The sequence below is a fragment of the Pseudomonas sp. GM49 genome (assembly GCF_000282355.1).
Lineage (GTDB): Bacteria > Pseudomonadota > Gammaproteobacteria > Pseudomonadales > Pseudomonadaceae > Aquipseudomonas.
The window spans coordinates 29654-47617 of record NZ_AKJL01000014.1 but is presented as its reverse complement, the minus strand read 5'-3'; the positions used below and the strand labels follow the sequence as shown (position 1 = coordinate 47617).

Annotated in this window: 18 protein-coding genes and 3 tRNA genes; 2 read left to right on the top strand and 19 right to left on the bottom strand. The window is 57.6% G+C overall.

Annotated features, from left to right (window positions below; all coding sequences use genetic code 11):
- On the top strand, positions 1-328 hold a 328-nt coding region (locus PMI29_RS27900; RefSeq protein WP_007993609.1), incomplete at its 5' end, for a nicotinate-nucleotide diphosphorylase.
- A 121-nt stretch (positions 329-449) separates the two neighbouring features.
- Here PMI29_RS27900 and PMI29_RS27905 read toward each other — a convergent pair.
- The 17 genes from PMI29_RS27905 to rlmE all read right to left on the bottom strand — a co-directional run bounded on the left by PMI29_RS27905 (position 450) and on the right by rlmE (position 16630).
- On the bottom strand, positions 450-755 hold the full coding sequence (locus PMI29_RS27905; protein ID WP_007993607.1) for a DUF6388 family protein: 306 nt from the start codon (positions 753-755) through the stop codon (positions 450-452).
- 330 nt (positions 756-1085) lie between these two features.
- Positions 1086-1161: transfer RNA gene (locus tag PMI29_RS27910), tRNA-Thr, on the bottom strand.
- A 139-nt stretch (positions 1162-1300) separates the two neighbouring features.
- The gene (pnp, locus tag PMI29_RS27915; RefSeq protein WP_007993604.1) at positions 1301-3406 is read right to left on the bottom strand and encodes a polyribonucleotide nucleotidyltransferase; all 2106 of its coding nucleotides are present in this window, start codon (positions 3404-3406) and stop codon (positions 1301-1303) included.
- Positions 3407-3623: 217 nt separating this feature from the next.
- Positions 3624-3893, bottom strand: a complete 270-nt coding sequence (gene rpsO / locus PMI29_RS0129795; protein ID WP_011332409.1) for a 30S ribosomal protein S15 — start codon at positions 3891-3893, stop codon at positions 3624-3626.
- Between the two features lie 115 nt (positions 3894-4008).
- On the bottom strand, positions 4009-4926 hold the full coding sequence (truB, locus tag PMI29_RS27920; RefSeq protein ID WP_007993603.1) for a tRNA pseudouridine(55) synthase TruB: 918 nt from the start codon (positions 4924-4926) through the stop codon (positions 4009-4011).
- 3 nt (positions 4927-4929) lie between these two features.
- Positions 4930-5331, bottom strand: a complete 402-nt coding sequence (gene rbfA, locus PMI29_RS27925; RefSeq protein WP_007973108.1) for a 30S ribosome-binding factor RbfA — start codon at positions 5329-5331, stop codon at positions 4930-4932.
- 159 nt (positions 5332-5490) lie between these two features.
- Positions 5491-8016 carry a translation initiation factor IF-2 gene (infB, locus tag PMI29_RS27930; protein WP_007993602.1) on the bottom strand — a complete coding sequence of 842 codons (2526 nt, stop codon included), beginning with the start codon at positions 8014-8016 and terminating at the stop codon, positions 5491-5493.
- 27 nt (positions 8017-8043) lie between these two features.
- Complete coding sequence (gene nusA / locus PMI29_RS27935; RefSeq protein ID WP_007988680.1) at positions 8044-9525, bottom strand: transcription termination factor NusA; 1482 nt, start codon at positions 9523-9525, stop codon at positions 8044-8046.
- Positions 9526-9584: 59 nt separating this feature from the next.
- Complete coding sequence (gene rimP, locus PMI29_RS27940; protein WP_007993601.1) at positions 9585-10043, bottom strand: ribosome maturation factor RimP; 459 nt, start codon at positions 10041-10043, stop codon at positions 9585-9587.
- A gap of 138 nt (positions 10044-10181) precedes the next feature.
- Positions 10182-10258, bottom strand: a tRNA-Met gene (locus tag PMI29_RS27945).
- Positions 10259-10355: 97 nt separating this feature from the next.
- Positions 10356-10441: transfer RNA gene (locus PMI29_RS27950), tRNA-Leu, on the bottom strand.
- Positions 10442-10463: 22 nt separating this feature from the next.
- A complete protein-coding gene (secG, locus tag PMI29_RS0129790) occupies positions 10464-10847 on the bottom strand; it encodes a preprotein translocase subunit SecG (RefSeq protein ID WP_017336473.1) in 384 nt (127 codons plus the stop codon).
- Between the two features lie 4 nt (positions 10848-10851).
- Positions 10852-11607: a triose-phosphate isomerase gene (tpiA, locus tag PMI29_RS27955; RefSeq protein WP_007993600.1), complete on the bottom strand. Its 756-nt coding sequence runs from the start codon at positions 11605-11607 to the stop codon at positions 10852-10854.
- Between the two features lie 66 nt (positions 11608-11673).
- Positions 11674-13011 (bottom strand): phosphoglucosamine mutase, encoded by a 1338-nt coding sequence (gene glmM, locus PMI29_RS27960; protein WP_007993599.1) that lies wholly within the window; start codon positions 13009-13011, stop codon positions 11674-11676.
- 16 nt (positions 13012-13027) lie between these two features.
- Positions 13028-13879 carry a dihydropteroate synthase gene (gene folP, locus PMI29_RS27965; protein WP_007993598.1) on the bottom strand — a complete coding sequence of 284 codons (852 nt, stop codon included), beginning with the start codon at positions 13877-13879 and terminating at the stop codon, positions 13028-13030.
- An 8-nt stretch (positions 13880-13887) separates the two neighbouring features.
- Positions 13888-15798 carry an ATP-dependent zinc metalloprotease FtsH gene (ftsH, locus tag PMI29_RS27970; protein ID WP_033051913.1) on the bottom strand — a complete coding sequence of 637 codons (1911 nt, stop codon included), beginning with the start codon at positions 15796-15798 and terminating at the stop codon, positions 13888-13890.
- Between the two features lie 199 nt (positions 15799-15997).
- Positions 15998-16630, bottom strand: a complete 633-nt coding sequence (rlmE, locus tag PMI29_RS27975; RefSeq protein ID WP_007988685.1) for a 23S rRNA (uridine(2552)-2'-O)-methyltransferase RlmE — start codon at positions 16628-16630, stop codon at positions 15998-16000.
- Positions 16631-16735: 105 nt separating this feature from the next.
- Here rlmE and PMI29_RS27980 point away from each other — a divergent pair, with 105 nt between their 5' ends.
- Complete coding sequence (locus tag PMI29_RS27980) at positions 16736-17044, top strand: YhbY family RNA-binding protein (RefSeq protein WP_007942889.1); 309 nt, start codon at positions 16736-16738, stop codon at positions 17042-17044.
- Between the two features lie 9 nt (positions 17045-17053).
- On the opposite strand, the gene PMI29_RS0129785 is transcribed toward PMI29_RS27980, so the two are convergent.
- Positions 17054-17437, bottom strand: coding sequence for a hypothetical protein (locus PMI29_RS0129785; RefSeq protein ID WP_033051915.1), 384 nt, complete (start codon positions 17435-17437; stop codon positions 17054-17056).
- 49 nt (positions 17438-17486) lie between these two features.
- Positions 17487-17963, bottom strand: coding sequence for a transcription elongation factor GreA (gene greA, locus PMI29_RS27985; RefSeq protein WP_033051914.1), 477 nt, complete (start codon positions 17961-17963; stop codon positions 17487-17489).
- Between the last annotated feature and the right edge of the window lies 1 nt (position 17964).

Genomic DNA, 17964 nt, shown 5'->3' with positions numbered 1-17964 from the left:
CGCCGCCAGTGGCGGCATCGCGCAGGCCATCGCCGCCGCGCACAAGATCGCCCCGGGCAAACCGGTAGAGATTGAAGTGGAAAGCCTGGAGGAACTGAAAGAAGCGCTGGCGGCCGGTGCCGACATCATCATGCTCGACGAACTGAGCCTGGACGACATGCGCGAAGCCGTGCGCCTGAATGCCGGCAAAGCCAAGCTGGAGGCCAGCGGCGGGATCAATGAAAGCACGTTGCTGCCGATTGCACAGACCGGGGTGGATTACATTTCGATCGGTGCGATGACCAAAGATGTGAAGGCGGTCGATCTATCGATGCGCCTGAGTCTCTGATCACACGGATGTGAGTTGCCAAAACTGTAGGAGCGAGCTTGCTCGCGATGAGGGTGGCACATTCAAGAAATGTGCAAGCTGACACGCCGTCATCGCGAGCAAGCTCGCTCCTACATAAGTGTCACACCACCAGATTGTTCATTTCGCAGTACTCTTCCCACTCGACACCCAACACCTCGGCCGCCTCCTTGTGCAGCTTCAGGCGTTCTGTCTCGTACTCCTGCGGCGTTGAGGTGTACTTGAGTGTCAATTCCCACGGCTGCAAGCCCTGGGCTTCCGCTTCGTCCTCGAACGCCCACTGAATCTGGTCTTTCTGATCATCGGCGGGCAAGTCCTTGATCTCTTCAGCTAGCTGGGGCGAATCGAGCAAATACTTCTTCAGAGCCTCTTCGTGTCGGGCTTCCTGGGTCATCTCTTTATCGGTCATGGCGTTCTCGCTGATCTGGGAATGGAAGATGGATCTGGATCTTCAAGGATCTCTCTGACACAAAAACCGGATCAGGCCCGGTTTATCTGGCCTTCAGAACCATTCTGGATCATCTGAAAACTGCTGGGCGTTGCTCAGGCAGGCTCCGAATATAGGACGTTTGGCCGCGGATTTACACGTCTCTTTGCATCTGCCCGCAAAAAGTTGTGCACACGATGTTTTGATGATGGCGGGAACATAAATTCAAACAGCGATCAGGACCGCGAACTCGAGAACCTCAAGCGTACCGTCGAGGACCTGAGCAGAAAGGTGGAATCACCGAGGGGGATATGGTGCCCGAGACAGGAATCGAACCTGCGACCTTCGCGTTACGAGTGCGCTGCTCTACCGGCTGAGCTACACGGGCGGTGGGCTAAACCTAGCACTGAGTTTCGACTCCGGCAACTTCACCAATCATCTCAGTGATCTACAGACAAAAAAATGCCCCACCGTTTTCACGGCAGGGCATTTTTTAAAACGTTGAAGCGGTCAGGCGTGGGGCGTGATTAAACGCCCGAAGCCTTGGCGGCTGCCACGTCTTTGATGGACAGCTTGATACGGCCGCGGTTGTCCACGTCCAGTACCAGTACTTCCACTTCCTGACCTTCTTTCAGGATGTCGGTCACTTTCTCAACGCGAGCGTCGCTCAGCATGGAGATGTGAACCAGACCGTCCTTGCCTGGCAGGATGTTGACGAATGCGCCGAAGTCGACGATGCGCTCAACCTTACCGACATAGATCTTGCCGATTTCGGCTTCAGCGGTGATGCCCAGAACGCGCTGACGGGCAGCTTCTGCCGCTTCCTTGGTTTCGCCGAAGATCTTGATCGAACCGTCGTCTTCGATGTCGATCGAAGCCTTGGTTTCTTCACAGATCGCACGAATGGTCGCGCCGCCTTTACCGATGACGTCACGGATTTTGTCGGTGTCGATTTTCATCGCGATCATGGTCGGAGCGTTGGCCGACAGTTCGGTACGCGACTGGCCAATGATCTGGTTCATCTGGCCGAGGATGTTCAGGCGCGCTTCCAGGGCTTGGCCCAGAGCGATCTCCATGATTTCCTCGGTGATGCCCTTGATCTTGATGTCCATCTGCAGCGCGGTGACGCCTTTGGCGGTACCGGCTACCTTGAAGTCCATGTCGCCCAGGTGGTCTTCGTCACCCAGGATGTCGGTCAGGACGGCGAATTTCTCGCCTTCTTTAACCAGACCCATGGCGATACCGGCAACCGGCGCCTTCATCGGCACGCCGGCGTCCATCAGGGCCAGGGAAGCACCGCAAACGGAAGCCATGGAGCTCGAACCGTTGGATTCGGTGATTTCCGAAACCACGCGGATGGTGTACGGGAACACATCAGCGGCAGGCAGCATGGCCGAAACCGAACGACGGGCCAGACGGCCGTGACCGATTTCACGACGACCGGCGCCACCCATGCGACCACACTCGCCCACCGAGAACGGAGGGAAGTTGTAGTGCAGCATGAACGGGTCTTTTTTCTCGCCTTCCAGGGTGTCCAGCAGCTGCGCGTCACGGGCGGTGCCCAGAGTCGCGACTACCAGAGCCTGGGTTTCGCCACGGGTGAACAGTGCCGAACCGTGGGTCTTTGGCAGAACACCGACTTCGATGTTCAGCGGACGCACGGTGCGAGTGTCGCGACCGTCGATACGTGGCTTGCCGTTTACGATGTTTTCGCGAACGGTGCGGTATTCGATTTCGCCGAAAGCCGCTTTGACTTCGGCGGAGGAAGGCTGGCCTTCTTCACCGGACAGCTTGGCAACGACCTGATCCTTCAACTCACCCAGGCGAGCGTAACGGTCGGCCTTGACGGTGATGGTGTAGGCCTGGGAGATCGCTTCGCCGAACTCGGCACGGATAGCGCCCAGCAGTTCGGTGGCTTCAGGCTGTGGAGCCCAGGTCCAGGTTGGCTTGGCAGCTTCGGCAGCCAGTTCTTTGACAGCGTTGATCACAACCTGGAATTCGTCGTGAGCAAACAGTACCGCGCCCAGCATCTGGTCTTCGGTCAGCTCTTTGGCTTCCGACTCAACCATCAGCACAGCGTCCGAAGTACCGGCAACGACCATGTCCAGGCTCGAAGCAGCCTGTTGCTCGTAAGTCGGGTTCAGCAGGTAGCCGGTGCTTTCGTGGAACGCAACGCGGGCAGCGCCGATCGGGCCATCGAAAGGAATGCCGGAGATGGCCAGGGCAGCCGAGGTACCGATCATCGCAGCGATGTCCGGATCGGTCTTCTTGCTGGTGGAAACGACGGTGCAGACAACCTGCACTTCGTTCATGAAGCCTTCCGGGAACAGCGGACGGATCGGACGGTCGATCAGTCGGGAAGTCAGGGTTTCTTTCTCGGAAGGACGGCCTTCGCGCTTGAAGAAACCGCCGGGGATCTTGCCGGCAGCGTAAGTCTTTTCCTGGTAGTGAACAGACAGAGGGAAGAAGCCCTTGCCTGGATCGGCTTGCTTGGCACCGACTACGGTCACCAATACGCTGACGTCGTCGTCAACGGTGACCAATACTGCGCCGGAGGCCTGACGGGCGATACGGCCAGTCTCGAGGGTAACGGTCGACTGACCGAACTGGAATTTTTTGATTACCGGGTTCACGGTGTCCTACCTTCTTTGTGGCTCTTGGGGGAACTGGTTTCTTGCGAAATTCTTGGGCAACGCCGGGAATCGGCCCGACCGGTTGTCCGGGGTGTACTCACACAGGTAATACGGTAAAGCAGACATCCAGATAAAACTTGAGGCTGGGAGCCTGCCATGCGCCGGCGGGAAACCCGCTGACGCACGACAGACAACCAACCTCTAGCGCAATCGCTTATTAGCGACGCAGACCCAGGCGAGCGATCAGAGCGCTGTAACGGCTCACGTCCTTGCCTTTCAGGTAGTCCAGCAGCTTACGACGCTGGTTAACCATGCGGATCAGACCACGACGGGAGTGGTGATCTTTACCGTTGGCCTTGAAGTGACCTTGCAGTTTGTTGATGTTGGCGGTCAGCAGTGCAACTTGCACTTCTGGCGAACCAGTGTCACCAACAGCTTGCTGGTAGTCAGCTACGATTTGAGCTTTTTCTTGAACGTCGAGAGCCATGAGGCAATCCTTTTATCAGGAAACTGTTTCAGAAACAGTTTCAACAGGCCAGGGACAAATCCCTGTATCTAAAAATGAGTAGTGACCGTGCCTGTTAACAGCCACCCTCGTCCGGTCATTCTGACCGAATCAGTCGACGTGGCGCGATACGCCCGTCTTCGCTCACTTCACCAATACCGATGAAGCGACCATTGTGATCCTGTACCCGCACCATGCCGAACTTCGGAGCATCCGGGGCACGTACCGGCTGGCCGTTGAGCCAGTAGAACGCGCTCGCTTCCGAGAACTGCAACAGTGGCCAATCCAGCAGGCCGCTGTCCGATGGCATCAGGAAGCGATCGACCGCTTCGTTGCCGCCTTCGGCATGTACCGCTTCCAGCTCTTCCAGGGTAACCGTCTGCGCCAGGGTGAATGGCCCGGCCTGGGTACGTCGCAGTTCTGCAACGTAAGCGCCACAACCGAGTTGCTCACCGATATCCTCCACCAGGGTACGGATATAGGTGCCTTTGCTGCAATCCACCGCCAGCCGCGCAGTATCACCTTCGAAGGCCAGCAATTCCAAGCGCGTAATAGTAACAGAACGCGGTTCGCGCTCCACTACTTCACCAGCACGGGCCAACTTGTACAGCGGCTGCCCATCACGCTTGAGTGCCGAGTACATCGGCGGTATCTGACTGATTTGCCCACGAAATTTCGGCAGTACAGCCTCGATATCGGAGCGACCAACGGTCACCGGACGCTCCTGCAAAACTTCACCTTCGGCATCCGCCGTGGTGGTGGTCTTACCCAGTTGCGCCAGGGTTTCATAACCCTTGTCGGAATCGAGCAGGTACTGCGAGAACTTGGTGGCCTCGCCGAAGCACAGCGGCAACACGCCTGTGGCCAAGGGATCGAGACTGCCGGTGTGTCCGGCCTTCTCGGCATTGAGCAACCAGCGAACCTTCTGCAAGGCCGCGTTGGAGGTGAACCCCAGCGGCTTGTCGAGCAGGATGATGCCACTGACGTTACGACGGATACGTTTGACCTGAGCCACCGATTACTCCTTGGTGTCTTCGGCTTCTGCCGCAACCGGATGCTGATTGTCTTCAGCCACTGCGCGCTCGATCAATGCCGACAGGTGCGCACCACGCACGACGCTTTCGTCGTAGTGGAAGTGCAGCTGCGGAACGCTGCGCAGCTTCATCTCGCGAGCCAGTTGCATGCGCAGGAAGCCGGCGGCGGAGTTCAGCACCTTGATGCTTTGTGCGATTTCTTCGGCGCTATCCTGCCCCATCACGGTGATGAAGATCTTGGCGTGACCGACGTCACGACTGACTTCCACTGCGGTAATAGTGACCAGGCCGACGCGCGGGTCTTTGACTTCACGACGGATCAGTTGTGCCAGCTCACGCTGCATCTGATCGCCGATACGTTGGGTACGGCTATATTCTTTTGCCATGTATTGTTACCTGTTACTGCCCCACGGTGAAACCCGCAAGGTCTGAAAGCGGCAAACGCCCGGCCTGACAAAAGCCAGACCGGGCGTTGCGTTTAGAGTCCTGGTGGCGAGCTGCGCATTTGCATGCGGCTACCCGTCACGGCTCCTGAAGTTCGCGAGTTAGAGGCTGCGAGCAACCTGCACCTTCTCGAAGACTTCGATCTTGTCACCGACCTTGACGTCGTTGTAGCTCTTCACGCCGATACCGCATTCCATGCCGGCACGTACTTCGGAAGCGTCATCCTTGAAGCGGCGCAGGGATTCCAGCTCGCCTTCGAAGATAACGATGTCTTCACGCAGTACACGGATTGGACGGTTACGGTGAACGACACCTTCGATCACCATGCAACCTGCGATCGCGCCAAACTTCGGCGAACGGAACACGTCACGCACTTCGGCGATACCCAGGATGTTCTCGCGAACATCGCTGCCGAGCATACCGGTCAGGGCTTTCTTGACGTCTTCGATGATGTCGTAGATCACGTTGTAGTAACGCATGTCCAGACCTTCCTGCTCGACGATCTTGCGCGCGCCGGCATCGGCACGCACGTTGAAGCCGAACAGTACAGCGTTGGAGGCCAGCGCCAGGTTAGCGTCGGATTCGGTGATACCACCGACGCCGCCACCGACCACACGCACTTGCACTTCGTCGTTACCCAGGCCGTTCAAGGCACCGTTCAACGCTTCCAGCGAGCCACGGACGTCGGATTTGAGGACGATGTTGAGCGTCTTCTTCTCTTCCTGGCCCATGCTTTCGAAGATGTTTTCCAGCTTGCCGGCGTGAGCCCGGGCCAGTTTGACTTCGCGGAATTTGCCTTGACGGAACAGAGCCACTTCACGGGCTTTCTTCTCGTCGGCAACCACGCTCATCTCGTCGCCGGCATCCGGAGTACCGTCCAGGCCGAGGATCTCGACAGGGATGGCAGGACCGGCTTCCTTGATGGCTTTGCCGTTCTCGTCGAGCATGGCGCGAACACGGCCATAGTTCGAACCGACCAGGACCATGTCGCCCTGGCGCAGCGTACCGTCCTGAACCAGAACGGTAGCTACAGGGCCGCGGCCCTTGTCCAGACGGGATTCAACCACGACACCACGGCCAGGAGCCGATGGTGTTGCAGTCAATTCCAGGACTTCGGCTTGCAGCAATACCGCTTCGAGCAGTTCGTCTACACCGGTACCCATCTTCGCCGAGACCGGTACGAATGGCGTGTCACCACCCCACTCTTCCGACGTCACGCCGTGAACCGACAGTTCGCTACGGATACGATCGAGGTCAGCACCTGGCTTGTCGATCTTGTTCACCGCGACAACCAGCGGAACGCCAGCAGCCTGAGCGTGCTGAACAGCTTCGATGGTTTGCGGCATCACACCGTCGTCCGCTGCAACCACGAGGATCACGATGTCGGTCGCCTTGGCACCACGGGCACGCATCGCGGTGAACGCGGCGTGACCAGGGGTGTCGAGGAACGTCACCATGCCACGGTCGGTTTCAACGTGGTACGCACCGATGTGCTGGGTGATACCACCGGCTTCGCCAGCAGCAACCTTGGCACGACGGATGTAGTCGAGCAGGGAAGTCTTACCGTGGTCAACGTGGCCCATTACGGTCACGACCGGCGCACGGGAAACTGCCTCGCCTTCAAACTTCAGGGACTCGGCCAGGGAATCTTCCAGGGCGGTGTCGCTGACCAGGGTCACTTTGTGGCCCAGCTCTTCGGCAACCAACTGGGCAGTTTCCTGATCCAGTACCTGGTTGATGGTCGCTGGAGTACCCAGTTTGAACATGAACTTGATGATTTCAGCAGCCTTCACCGACATCTGTTGAGCGAGATCGCCAACAGTGATGGTTTCGCCGATCTTCACTTCGCGCACGACAGGGCCGGTCGGGCTCTGGAAACCGTGAGCGTTGCGCTTCTTCAGCTTGGCCTTGCCGCGACCACCACGACGGAAGCCATCGCTTTCTTCGTCGGTAGTACGTGGAGCAACGCGTGGAGCCGGCGCCTTTTCCTTGACCGAAGCACGATGCGGAGCGTTTTTGCGCTCGCCATCGCCGCCACCGCGACGACTGTTGTCGTCGGCACGTGGTTTGTCCGGACGACGCTGTTCGTCACGCTTGCGAGTGTCGGCCGCAGGAGCCGGGGCAGCCGCCACAACCGGAGCGCTTTCGCGCACAGGCTCGGCCACTGCGACAGGCGCTGCGACAGGTTCGGCAGGAGCGGTCTGCGCAGCAGCAGGCTGGCGGCGCGCTTCTTCTTCGGCGCGACGCTTGGCTTCTTCTTCAGCCTTCTGACGTGCAGCATTTTCTACTGCGCGACGTTCATCCAGTTCACGCTTGCGCTCGGCTTCGATTTCTTCCGGGCTGCGCTGTACGAAGACTTTCTTCTTGCGTACTTCAACGCTGATGCTTTTGCTGCCAGCAACCCGCAGGGTGCTGGTGGTTTTACGCTGCAGCGTAATCTTGCGTGGTTCTTCCACTTTCGCCTTGTGGCTGCTTTTCAAGTGAGTCAGCAACGATTGCTTCTCACTGTCAGTCACATGTTCTTCGGCGGCGGTGTGCGGCAGACCTGCCTCACGCATCTGCTGCAACAGGCGCTCTACCGGTGTTTTGACCTCATCGGCCAGTTGTTTCACCGTGACTTGCGTCATGCACTTCTCTCCTCAGGCCGCGCCTAATTACTCGAACCAGTGGGCTCGGGCGGCCATGATCAACTTGCCGGCACGATCATCGTCAATGCCGTCGATGTCGAGCAGGTCGTCAATAGACTGCTCGGCCAGGTCTTCGCGGGTAATTACGCCGCGCACCGCCAGTTCCATCGCCAAATCCTTGTCCATACCCTCAAGCGAGAGCAGGTCTTCGGCCGGATGGGCGTCTGCCAGCTTTTCCTCAGTAGCGATGGCTTTGGTCAACAAGCGATCCTTGGCACGAGCGCGAAGCTCGTTGACGATTTCCTCGTCAAAGCCGTCGATGTTGAGCATTTCTTCCAACGGTACGTAGGCAATCTCTTCCAGGCTGGTGAAGCCTTCATCAACCAGCACCTGAGCCAGCTCTTCGTCGACTTCCAGCTCGTCGATGAAGTTGCGCAGGATGTCGCCGGTTTCTGCTTGCTGTTTAGCCTGGATGTCCGATTCGGTCATCACGTTCAGGGTCCAGCCAGTCAACTGGCTAGCCAGACGCACGTTCTGACCACCGCGACCGATGGCCTGAGCCAGATTGTCTGCGCCAACGGCGATGTCCATTGCGTGGGCATCTTCGTCAACGATAATTGCCGCAACCTCGGCCGGGGACATGGCGTTGATCACGAACTGAGCCGGGTTGTCGTCCCAAAGAACGATATCAACACGCTCACCGCCCAACTCACCCGACACTGCCTGGACGCGCGAACCGCGCATACCGATGCAAGCGCCTTGCGGGTCGATGCGTTTGTCCTTGGAGCGAACGGCGATCTTGGCGCGCGAACCCGGATCACGGGACGCAGCCATCACTTCGATCAGGCCTTCGGCAATTTCCGGCACTTCGATGCGGAACAACTCGATCAGCATTTCCGGCGCGGTACGCGACAGGATCAACTGCGGGCCGCGGTTCTCGGTGCGGATTTCCTTGAGCAGCGCACGCAGGCGCACGCCAACCCGGAATGTTTCGCGAGAAATGATGTCTTCACGGGCCAGCAACGCTTCAGCGTTGTTGCCCAGATCGACGATCACGTTATCGCGGGTGACTTTTTTCACGGTGCCGGAGATGATTTCACCCAGGCGCTCGCGGTAAGCGTCAACAACCTGAGCGCGCTCGGCTTCGCGTACTTTCTGCACGATGACTTGCTTGGCAGTCTGTGCAGCAATGCGGCCGAACTCGATGGATTCGATTTTCTCTTCGACAACGTCACCGACCTTGGCGCCAGGATGCGTTTCGGCAACCTTGCTCGGCCAGGTTTCGATGGCCGGATCGTCCAGGTCTGCTTCCTCGACGACCGTCCAGCGACGGAAAGTCTCGTAAGCGCCAGTGTGGCGATTGATTTCCACACGCAGATCAACTTCGTCTTCAAAACGCTTTTTGGTCGCAGTGGCCAGAGCCAGCTCCAGCGCTTCAAAAATCACGTTTGCCGGTACGCCCTTTTCATTGGATACCGACTCAACAACCAGCAGTACTTCTTTGCTCATCGTACGCCTCGCCTTTCGCAAGCCATTGGATCCGCGGGATCCGCAGTATCTGGCACGCCTCAGTCAAAACTGGGAATAATGTTGGCCTTGTCGATCATATCGATCGGCAACAGGAACTCATGGTCTTCTACTTGCACCACTACATCCTGCTCTTCTACGCCGCGCAGAAGGCCCTGAAAGTTGCGTCGTCCTTCAAAAGGCGAGCGCAGCTTGATCTTCACTTGTTCACCGGCAAATTTTGCAAACTGCTCAAGAGTGAACAGCGGGCGTTCCATGCCAGGCGAGGAAACTTCAAGGGTGTATTCAACGGCGATTGGATCTTCAACATCCAGCACACCGCTGATCTGACGGCTGACGATGGCGCAATCGTCCACCAGCACGCCGCCTTCTTTATCGATATAAACGCGCAACATTGAGTGGCGACCCTGGGCCGAAAACTCAATACCCCAGCATTCATAGCCTAGGGCCACGACCACCGGGGCCAGCAAGGCCTGCAACTCTTCTAGCTTGCTCGACACCTGAACCCCCTAGTGCATGTATGTGCATGCTATGCAAAATAAAAAAATGGGCTAAACGCCCATCCTTGAAACGCCGTCGAACAGCGGCGTTGAAAGTGTCCAGCTAACAAAAAGCCCCTTAAAAGGGGCTCCTTAAACTGGTTGCGGGGGCCGGATTTGAACCGACGACCTTCGGGTTATGAGCCCGACGAGCTACCAGACTGCTCCACCCCGCGACAAAGCTGGGGCGGAAGTATACGACCGATCCCCTACAGGGTCAATGTAACCTTCCACCTGCAAGAAAGCCCGCAACAGCGGGCTCTCCTGACTAATTGGTACCGAGAAGGGGACTCGAACCCCTACACCCTATGGGCACAACCACCTCAAGGTTGCGTGTCTACCAATTCCACCACCTCGGCAATACTACGTTTGAAACCCTTCTTACTTCTGCTCTTGAGCTGGAGGCACGTCAGTCGCTGGAGTAGCCGACTTTTGCTCTTGAAGCACCGGGACATCATCAGAAGCCGGTTGTTGCTTTGGAACTTCCAGTACCGCCGGGTTTGGGAGACCTACTTGAGTCAGCTGGTGAGCCTTCTCTTTAGCAAAGTAACCTAACCCCAAGCTGGTTATGAAAAAACCTGCGGCAAGTATAGCAGTAAACTTACTAAGAAAGGTAGAGGAACCTTGGCTTCCGAACACAGTATTTGAAGCACCTGCTCCGAAAGACGCGCCAGCGTCCGCACCTTTACCCTGCTGCAGCAAAACCAGAGCTACTACGCCCAATGCACCCAGCAGATGAAAAACGACTACGACTGTTTCCAGCATTTTTTCAGTTTCCCGCGGCGCGACAAATCGCACCGAACTCATCTGCATTCAGGGAAGCCCCACCAATGAGGCCCCCATCGATATCCGGCATGCCGAACAGTTCGACCGCATTGGCCGCCTTCACGCTGCCGCCGTATAGAAGCCGCACACCTTGTGCAACCTCAGAATTCTCTGCCGCCAACTGGACGCGAATGGCTGCGTGCACATCCTGCGCCTGTTGTGGCGTAGCAGTCAGCCCGGTGCCAATGGCCCAGACCGGCTCGTAAGCGATCACTGCCTTGGCAAAGGCACCGACACCCAGCTCCTCAATGATACTGCCCAGCTGACGCGAGACAACCTCAAGAGTCTTTCCGGCTTCACGCTGTTCAAGGGTTTCCCCTATGCACAACACCGGAATCAAGCCACATGCCTGCGCCGCTGCGAACTTGCGGATCAGCACTGCGTCCTGCTCGCCCATAATCTGGCGGCGTTCGGAGTGCCCGACAAGCACCAGGGAACAACCTGCATCCACCAACTGACTCGGTGCAACTTCACCGGTCAACGCACCTTGTCCGGATTCCACCGCAGAGTTCTGCGCGCCGACCGAAATCGACTTTCCTTTCAAGCCATCAATCACTTGATTGATATGCAGAAAAGGCGGGAATACCGCGACATCAACACCGCTCGGCAAGGCCAAGTCACGAAGGCCGTTGATCAGCTCAGCGACGCTGGCGCGGGTACCGTGCATCTTCCAGTTACCAGCTACCATAGGGCGACGCATGCTGTACCTCGTCGGTCAAAGTGGGCGCAGATGTTACCCAACACAATCAAGGCTGGCAAGCCGAATTCAGGCAGAAACTTCAGTAACCAGTTTTGCCAGCTCTTCGGCATAGCCACGAACCTGCGTTTCGTCTTCGCCTTCGACCATCACACGTACCAGCGGTTCGGTTCCGGACTTGCGCAACAGCACCCGCCCACGCCCCGCCATGGCCTTGGTCACACGCTCGCTGGCTTCCTTGACCGACGGATGGTCGAGAGGGCTTGCGCCACCACCGAAACGCACATTGATCAGCACCTGAGGGCACTTGCGCAGCGCCTGCCGGGATTGCGCCAGGCCTTCGTCACGCCTGCTCAGCGCCATCAACACCTGCAGCGCCGCAATAATTGCATCACCCGTGGTGGTGTGGCTGAAACACACGATGTGCCCGGAGTTTTCACCACCCACAATCCAGTTGCGCTCCAGCAGCTCGGCAATGACATAGCGGTCACCGACATTGGCACGCACGAATGGAACACCCAGATCAGCAAGGGCCAGCTCCAGCCCCAGGTTACTCATCAGGGTTCCAACCACGCCGCCCTGCAGCTTGTTGTGCTCATGCAGATCACGGGCAATGATGAACAGCAATTCGTCGCCATCCACCACCGCCCCCGTGTGATCGACCATCTGAACGCGGTCACCGTCACCATCGAAGGCGATACCCAGATCGGCCTGCTCAGCGACGACGGCAGCCTGCAGCTGCCCCATATGGGTCGAACCGCAATTGTCGTTGATATTCAAACCATTCGGCTGCGCCGACAGCACGACGACTTCAGCGCCCAACTCGCGGAACACGCTCGGCGCCACTTTGTAAGTCGCACCGTGGGCGCAGTCGATTACGACTTTCATACCCGAGAAGCTGGTGCCGGTCGGCACGCTGCTCTTGCAGAATTCGATATAACGCCCCGACGCATCATTGATACGCGACACCTTGCCGATCTTGCTCGACTCCACCACGGTCATTGGCGTATCGAGCAACTCTTCGATCATCAGCTCGACTTCATCCGGAAGCTTGGTGCCCTTGCCGGAGAAGAACTTGATGCCATTGTCATCATGCGGATTGTGCGACGCACTGATCACGATGCCGGCCTCGGCGTGAAAGGTGCGCGTCAGGTAGGCAATCGCCGGGGTCGGCATCGGACCAAGGAGCATTACATCGGCACCTGCGGAAGTAAGCCCCGCCTCAAGCGCAGACTCGAACATGTAGCCGGAGATCCGGGTGTCCTTACCTACCAGGACCTTGCAGGCGCCCATCTTGCGGAACGCCATACCTGCAGCCCAGCCAAGCTTGAGCATGAAATCAGGAGTAATCGGGTATTCACCGACGCGCCCACGAATACCATCGGTGCCAAAATATTTTTTGCTCATAAGTGCTCCATCATTCTTATTCGGCTGATTCCACTGCGGCGATCATCCGGACCACATCCACTGTTTCGGCTACATCATGGACGCGCAATATACGCGCACCTTTCGCCGAAGCCAGTGCCGCAAGCGCCAAACCACCATACAGTCGGTCTTCCACCGGACGATTCAATGCCTGACCAATCATGCTCTTTCGCGAAACCCCGACCAACAGGGGCCTCCCCAAGGCATGCAGGGCTTCCATATGTTTGAACAAGCTCAGGTTGTGCTGCAAGGTCTTGGCGAAGCCAAAGCCGGGGTCAAGAATGATCCGCTCAGCTGGAATACCCGCCATTGAACACTGATGCATGCGCTCGGCGAGAAACTCACCGACTTCCCTTGTAACGTCCTGATACTGCGGATTGTCCTGCATATCGCCTGGTTCTCCCAGCATATGCATCAGGCAAACCGGTAGTCCGGTGGCTGCCGCTGCATCCAGCGCGCCATCGCGACGCAACGAACGCACATCATTGATCAACCCGGCACCCAGGCGCGCAGTTTCACGCATGACCGCTGGCGTGGAGGTATCGACCGAGATGATGACGTCCAACTCGCGACTGATGCGCTCGACAATGGGCGCTACGCGCTCCAGCTCCTCCAGTGGCGACACCGCCCTGGCACCAGGACGAGTGGATTCGCCACCGACATCGATCAGCGTCGCGCCGGCCGCCACCATGGCCTCGGCGTGGCGCATGGCCGCGTCGAGCTGGCTGTATTGGCCACCATCGGAGAAAGAATCAGGAGTGACATTGAGAATGCCCATGACATGCGTCTGGGCCAAATCAAGAACCCGGTTGCCGCAAGGCAACCGGGTCGAGGACTGAACAGAAGTCATTTCAAACCTTATACGTCAGCAGCAGGACCGCCGATCGGCGTTTCCGGACGCTCATCCTGCACCACCGGAGGGGTGCCGGAAGTACCCGTACCACCTGACCAGTCGCGCGGCTCACGAGGCGGACGACCCGCCATGATGTCGTCGATCTGTTCGGCATCGATTGTTTCGTACTTCATCAAGGCATCGGCCATTGCATCGAGCTTGTCACGGTTGTCCGTGAGAATCTGCTTCGCCGTGCCATAGCACTGATCGATGATGCTGCGCACCTCGGAGTCGATCAGCTTGGCTGTCTCACCGGAGAAGCTTGCATTCTGACCACCGCCGCCGCGACCGAGGAACACTTCACCCTCTTCTTCGGCATACATCAACGGGCCGAGCTTTTCCGAAAGACCCCACTTGGTCACCATGTTCCGCGCAATCTGGCTGGCGCGCATGATGTCGTTGGAAGCACCGGTGGTCACGCCATCGAAGCCCAGGGTCATTTCTTCAGCGATACGACCTCCGTACAGCGAGCAGATCTGACTGATCAATGCACGCTTGGACAGGCTGTAACGATCTTCTTCCGGAAGGAACATGGTCACACCCAGCGCACGACCGCGCGGGATGATCGACACCTTGTACACCGGATCATGCTCAGGCACGACACGACCCACAATGGCGTGGCCCGCTTCGTGGTAAGCCGTGTTCTGTTTTTCTTTCTCAGACATGACCATGGATTTGCGCTCGGCGCCCATCATGATCTTGTCTTTCGCCAGTTCGAATTCCTTCATCTCGACGATGCGCTTGCCGGCACGGGCAGCGAACAGCGATGCCTCGTTCACCAGGTTGGCCAGATCGGCACCCGAGAACCCTGGAGTACCACGAGCGATCACGGCCGGAGCAACATCGTCGCCCATTGGCACTTTGCGCATGTGAACCTTGAGAATCTGTTCGCGACCACGGATGTCTGGCAGACCTACCACAACCTGACGGTCGAAACGACCTGGACGCAGCAGCGCAGGGTCCAGCACATCAGGACGGTTGGTGGCAGCAATCACGATGATGCCGTCATTCATTTCAAAGCCGTCCATCTCGACCAGCAACTGGTTGAGAGTCTGCTCGCGCTCGTCGTGACCACCACCCATTCCGGCACCACGATGGCGACCGACAGCGTCGATCTCGTCGATGAAGATGATGCATGGGGCGTGTTTCTTGGCCTGTTCGAACATGTCGCGAACACGGCTGGCACCCACACCGACGAACATTTCGACGAAGTCGGAACCGGAAATGGTGAAGAACGGTACTTTGGCTTCGCCGGCGATGGCCTTGGCGATCAAGGTTTTACCGGTACCCGGAGGACCGACCATCAGGACACCGCGAGGAATGCGGCCGCCCAGGCGCTGGAACTTGCCCGGATCACGCAGGAACTCGACCAGTTCACCGACTTCTTCCTTGGCTTCGTCGCAACCGGCAACGTCAGCCAGGGTAGTTTTCACCTGATCTTCGGAGAGCAGGCGCGCCTTGCTCTTACCGAAGCTCATCGGCCCGCCCTTGCCACCTGCACCGCCCTGCATCTGCCGCATGAAAAACATGAACACGGCGATGATCACCAGGATCGGGAAGCTGGCGACCAGAAGTTGAGTCCAGATGCTTTGCTGCTCAGGCTGCTTGCCTTCGACCACGACGTGGTTATCCACCAGGTCGCCGATCAGGCCGTTGTCCTGGATCGCCGGGCGAATGGTCTTGAAGCTGTCGCCATCGTTGCGTTTGCCGGTAATCACGTAGCCATCAACCGCCACGCGCTCGACCTTGCCATCCTTGACCTGCTGGATGAAGTCGGAATAGTTGAGGGTCTGCGGCTCGTTAGGGCTGGAGAAGTTGTTCATCACCGTCACCAGGACAGCCGCGATGATCAACCACAGGATCAGATTCTTTGCCATATCGTTCAATTAACTACCCTCTGAAGCAAGCTCCGCTACTGGCGCGCGCTTCGCATGATATTCACCGGCCTAACTTACTACATTACCTACAACTTGGCAGGCGCCGTCTGTAACCCTTTGTGAAACACTTCCTACACAATATTCGCTAATTCTGACAAGGCGTAATACAAAAATCCTATCACCCTGATCGAAAATTCACTCATTCCTCACTGCGGCCGCGGAAACCGCGGCCCAGCAGGTACTGCTCGCGAGAACGGTCGCGCGACGAGGTCGGTTTGCGCATCTGCACCTTCTCGAACTGCTGGCGAACGCTCTTGTGGAATTCGTCGAAACCTTCGCCCTGGAAGATCTTGATCAAAAAATCACCACCGGGTTTGAGCACCCGCGTCGACAGATCCAGTGCCAATTCGCACAGGAACATCGCGCGCGGCATATCAACGGCCGGCAATCCACTCATATTGGGGGCCATGTCGGAAATCACAAGGTCTACTTCTTTATTTCCGACGGCGTCGAGAATCTGGGCCAGCACGGCATCCTCGGTAAAGTCGCCTTGAATGAAGGTGACGTCGGGGATGCTGTCCATTTCAAGAATGTCAGAAGCGATCAGTGTGCCCTGCCCACCAATCAGACGACTGGTCACCTGGGACCACCCACCGGGTGCCGCACCAAGGTCGATTACGCTCATTCCAGGGCGGATCAGGCGATCCTTTTCCTGGATCTCCAGCAGTTTGTAGCTGGCGCGGGAACGGTACCCGTCTTTTTGTGCCATTTTGACGAATGGGTCGTTGAAATGTTCTTGCAGCCACTTAAGGCTTGTCTTGGAACGGGCCACGGGATACCTCGGAAATAAAACGGGTCGTGATTAACTGGGCGGTCCCGGACTCGCTCGGGTAAACTGGCCGCCGCTTTTTACAAGATCAGACGCAGGGGTCAGATTATGCCGCTCACTCAAGAGCAGAAGAAACAGTACAAATCCATTGGCCACCATCTGAAACCAGTTTTGATTGTGGCAGACAATGGTTTGACTGAAGGTGTGTTAGCCGAACTCGAACGCGCTTTGGCGGATCACGAGCTGATCAAGATCAAGCTCAACATCCTCGATCGCGAATCGCGCCTGGCGTCCATTGCAGAGCTGTGCAAGGTCGGCAAAGCGGATCTGGTTCAGGTCATCGGCAAGATGGCACTGATCTACCGCAAGAACTTCAGCGTCAACAAGCAGCTGTCGAACGTCCATCGCTTCAAGTGATGGCAAGGGTCAAGGGTGTGCTTCGCGCACCCTGCCACTCCATCCCGGTATCGGCTGCAACACCAGCACCAGCCCGGAAAAACCCAGAACAAGATAGCTGAACGACTGCCAACGCACGGCATCCGGCCAGCCGAAACGCACCGCGAAGTACATCGCACACGCATACAGCGCCATCATCAGCAGTTGCCCGCGAATATCCCGCCATAGACTGACAAGGCCCTCGGCCTTTATCAGCACCAAAGCCTGAAATATCACACACGCCGTAGCGAACCCCACTACCAGCGTATTGAGCATGCCTGCGATTTCGTCGATCAGTAGCGGCGCCAGGCCAATTCGCCCCAGCACCGGCAACAGACCGATTTGCAATAGCCACAAGCCGCCGACCCACAACATCTGGGTCAGCTGCCAAAGCGTGGCGCCCGCTCGAAACGGGCGCGGGCCTTCAGATGTGGCGAACTTCGACAATCTCGTACTCGATAACGCCGCCAGGCGTTTTGACTGCAACCACATCACCCTCTTCCTTGGCAATCAAGGCGCGGGCAATCGGCGAGCCGACAGAGATCTTGCCAAGCTTGATGTCAGCCTCGTCCTCACCAACGATCTGGTAAGTCACGCTTTCATCTGTTTCGACGTTGGCGATTTCCACGGTGGTACCGAAAATCACCTTACCGCTGTGAGGAATGGTCGTCACATCGATAATCACCGCATTCTGCATGCGGCCTTCGATATCACGGATCCGCGCCTCGACCATACCCTGCTGCTCACGGGCAGCGTGGTACTCGGCGTTTTCCTTCAAATCACCCAACTCGCGGGCCGTACCGATGTCCTGGCTGAGCTTCGGACGAACGACCTTGGTCAGGTGAGTGTGCTCTTCTTCCAGGGCGCGAGCGCCCTGAACGGTCATTGGGTACTTCGTTATG

Bases quoted from the DNA above. Each gene is read 5' to 3' on its own strand.
- tpiA (WP_007993600.1), bottom strand. From the start codon at position 11,607: ATGCGTCGCCCTATGGTAGCTGGTAACTGGAAGATGCACGGTACCCGC.
- PMI29_RS27980 (WP_007942889.1), top strand. From the start codon at position 16,736: ATGCCGCTCACTCAAGAGCAGAAGAAACAGTACAAATCCATTGGCCAC.
- rpsO (WP_011332409.1), bottom strand. From the start codon at position 3,893: ATGGCTCTCGACGTTCAAGAAAAAGCTCAAATCGTAGCTGACTACCAG.
- rbfA (WP_007973108.1), bottom strand. From the start codon at position 5,331: ATGGCAAAAGAATATAGCCGTACCCAACGTATCGGCGATCAGATGCAG.
- infB (WP_007993602.1), bottom strand. From the start codon at position 8,016: ATGACGCAAGTCACGGTGAAACAACTGGCCGATGAGGTCAAAACACCG.
- secG (WP_017336473.1), bottom strand. From the start codon at position 10,847: ATGCTGGAAACAGTCGTAGTCGTTTTTCATCTGCTGGGTGCATTGGGC.
- folP (WP_007993598.1), bottom strand. From the start codon at position 13,879: ATGACTTCTGTTCAGTCCTCGACCCGGTTGCCTTGCGGCAACCGGGTT.
- glmM (WP_007993599.1), bottom strand. From the start codon at position 13,011: ATGAGCAAAAAATATTTTGGCACCGATGGTATTCGTGGGCGCGTCGGT.
- nusA (WP_007988680.1), bottom strand. From the start codon at position 9,525: ATGAGCAAAGAAGTACTGCTGGTTGTTGAGTCGGTATCCAATGAAAAG.
- ftsH (WP_033051913.1), bottom strand. From the start codon at position 15,798: ATGGCAAAGAATCTGATCCTGTGGTTGATCATCGCGGCTGTCCTGGTG.
- PMI29_RS0129785 (WP_033051915.1), bottom strand. From the start codon at position 17,437: ATGTTGTGGGTCGGCGGCTTGTGGCTATTGCAAATCGGTCTGTTGCCG.
- PMI29_RS27905 (WP_007993607.1), bottom strand. From the start codon at position 755: ATGACCGATAAAGAGATGACCCAGGAAGCCCGACACGAAGAGGCTCTG.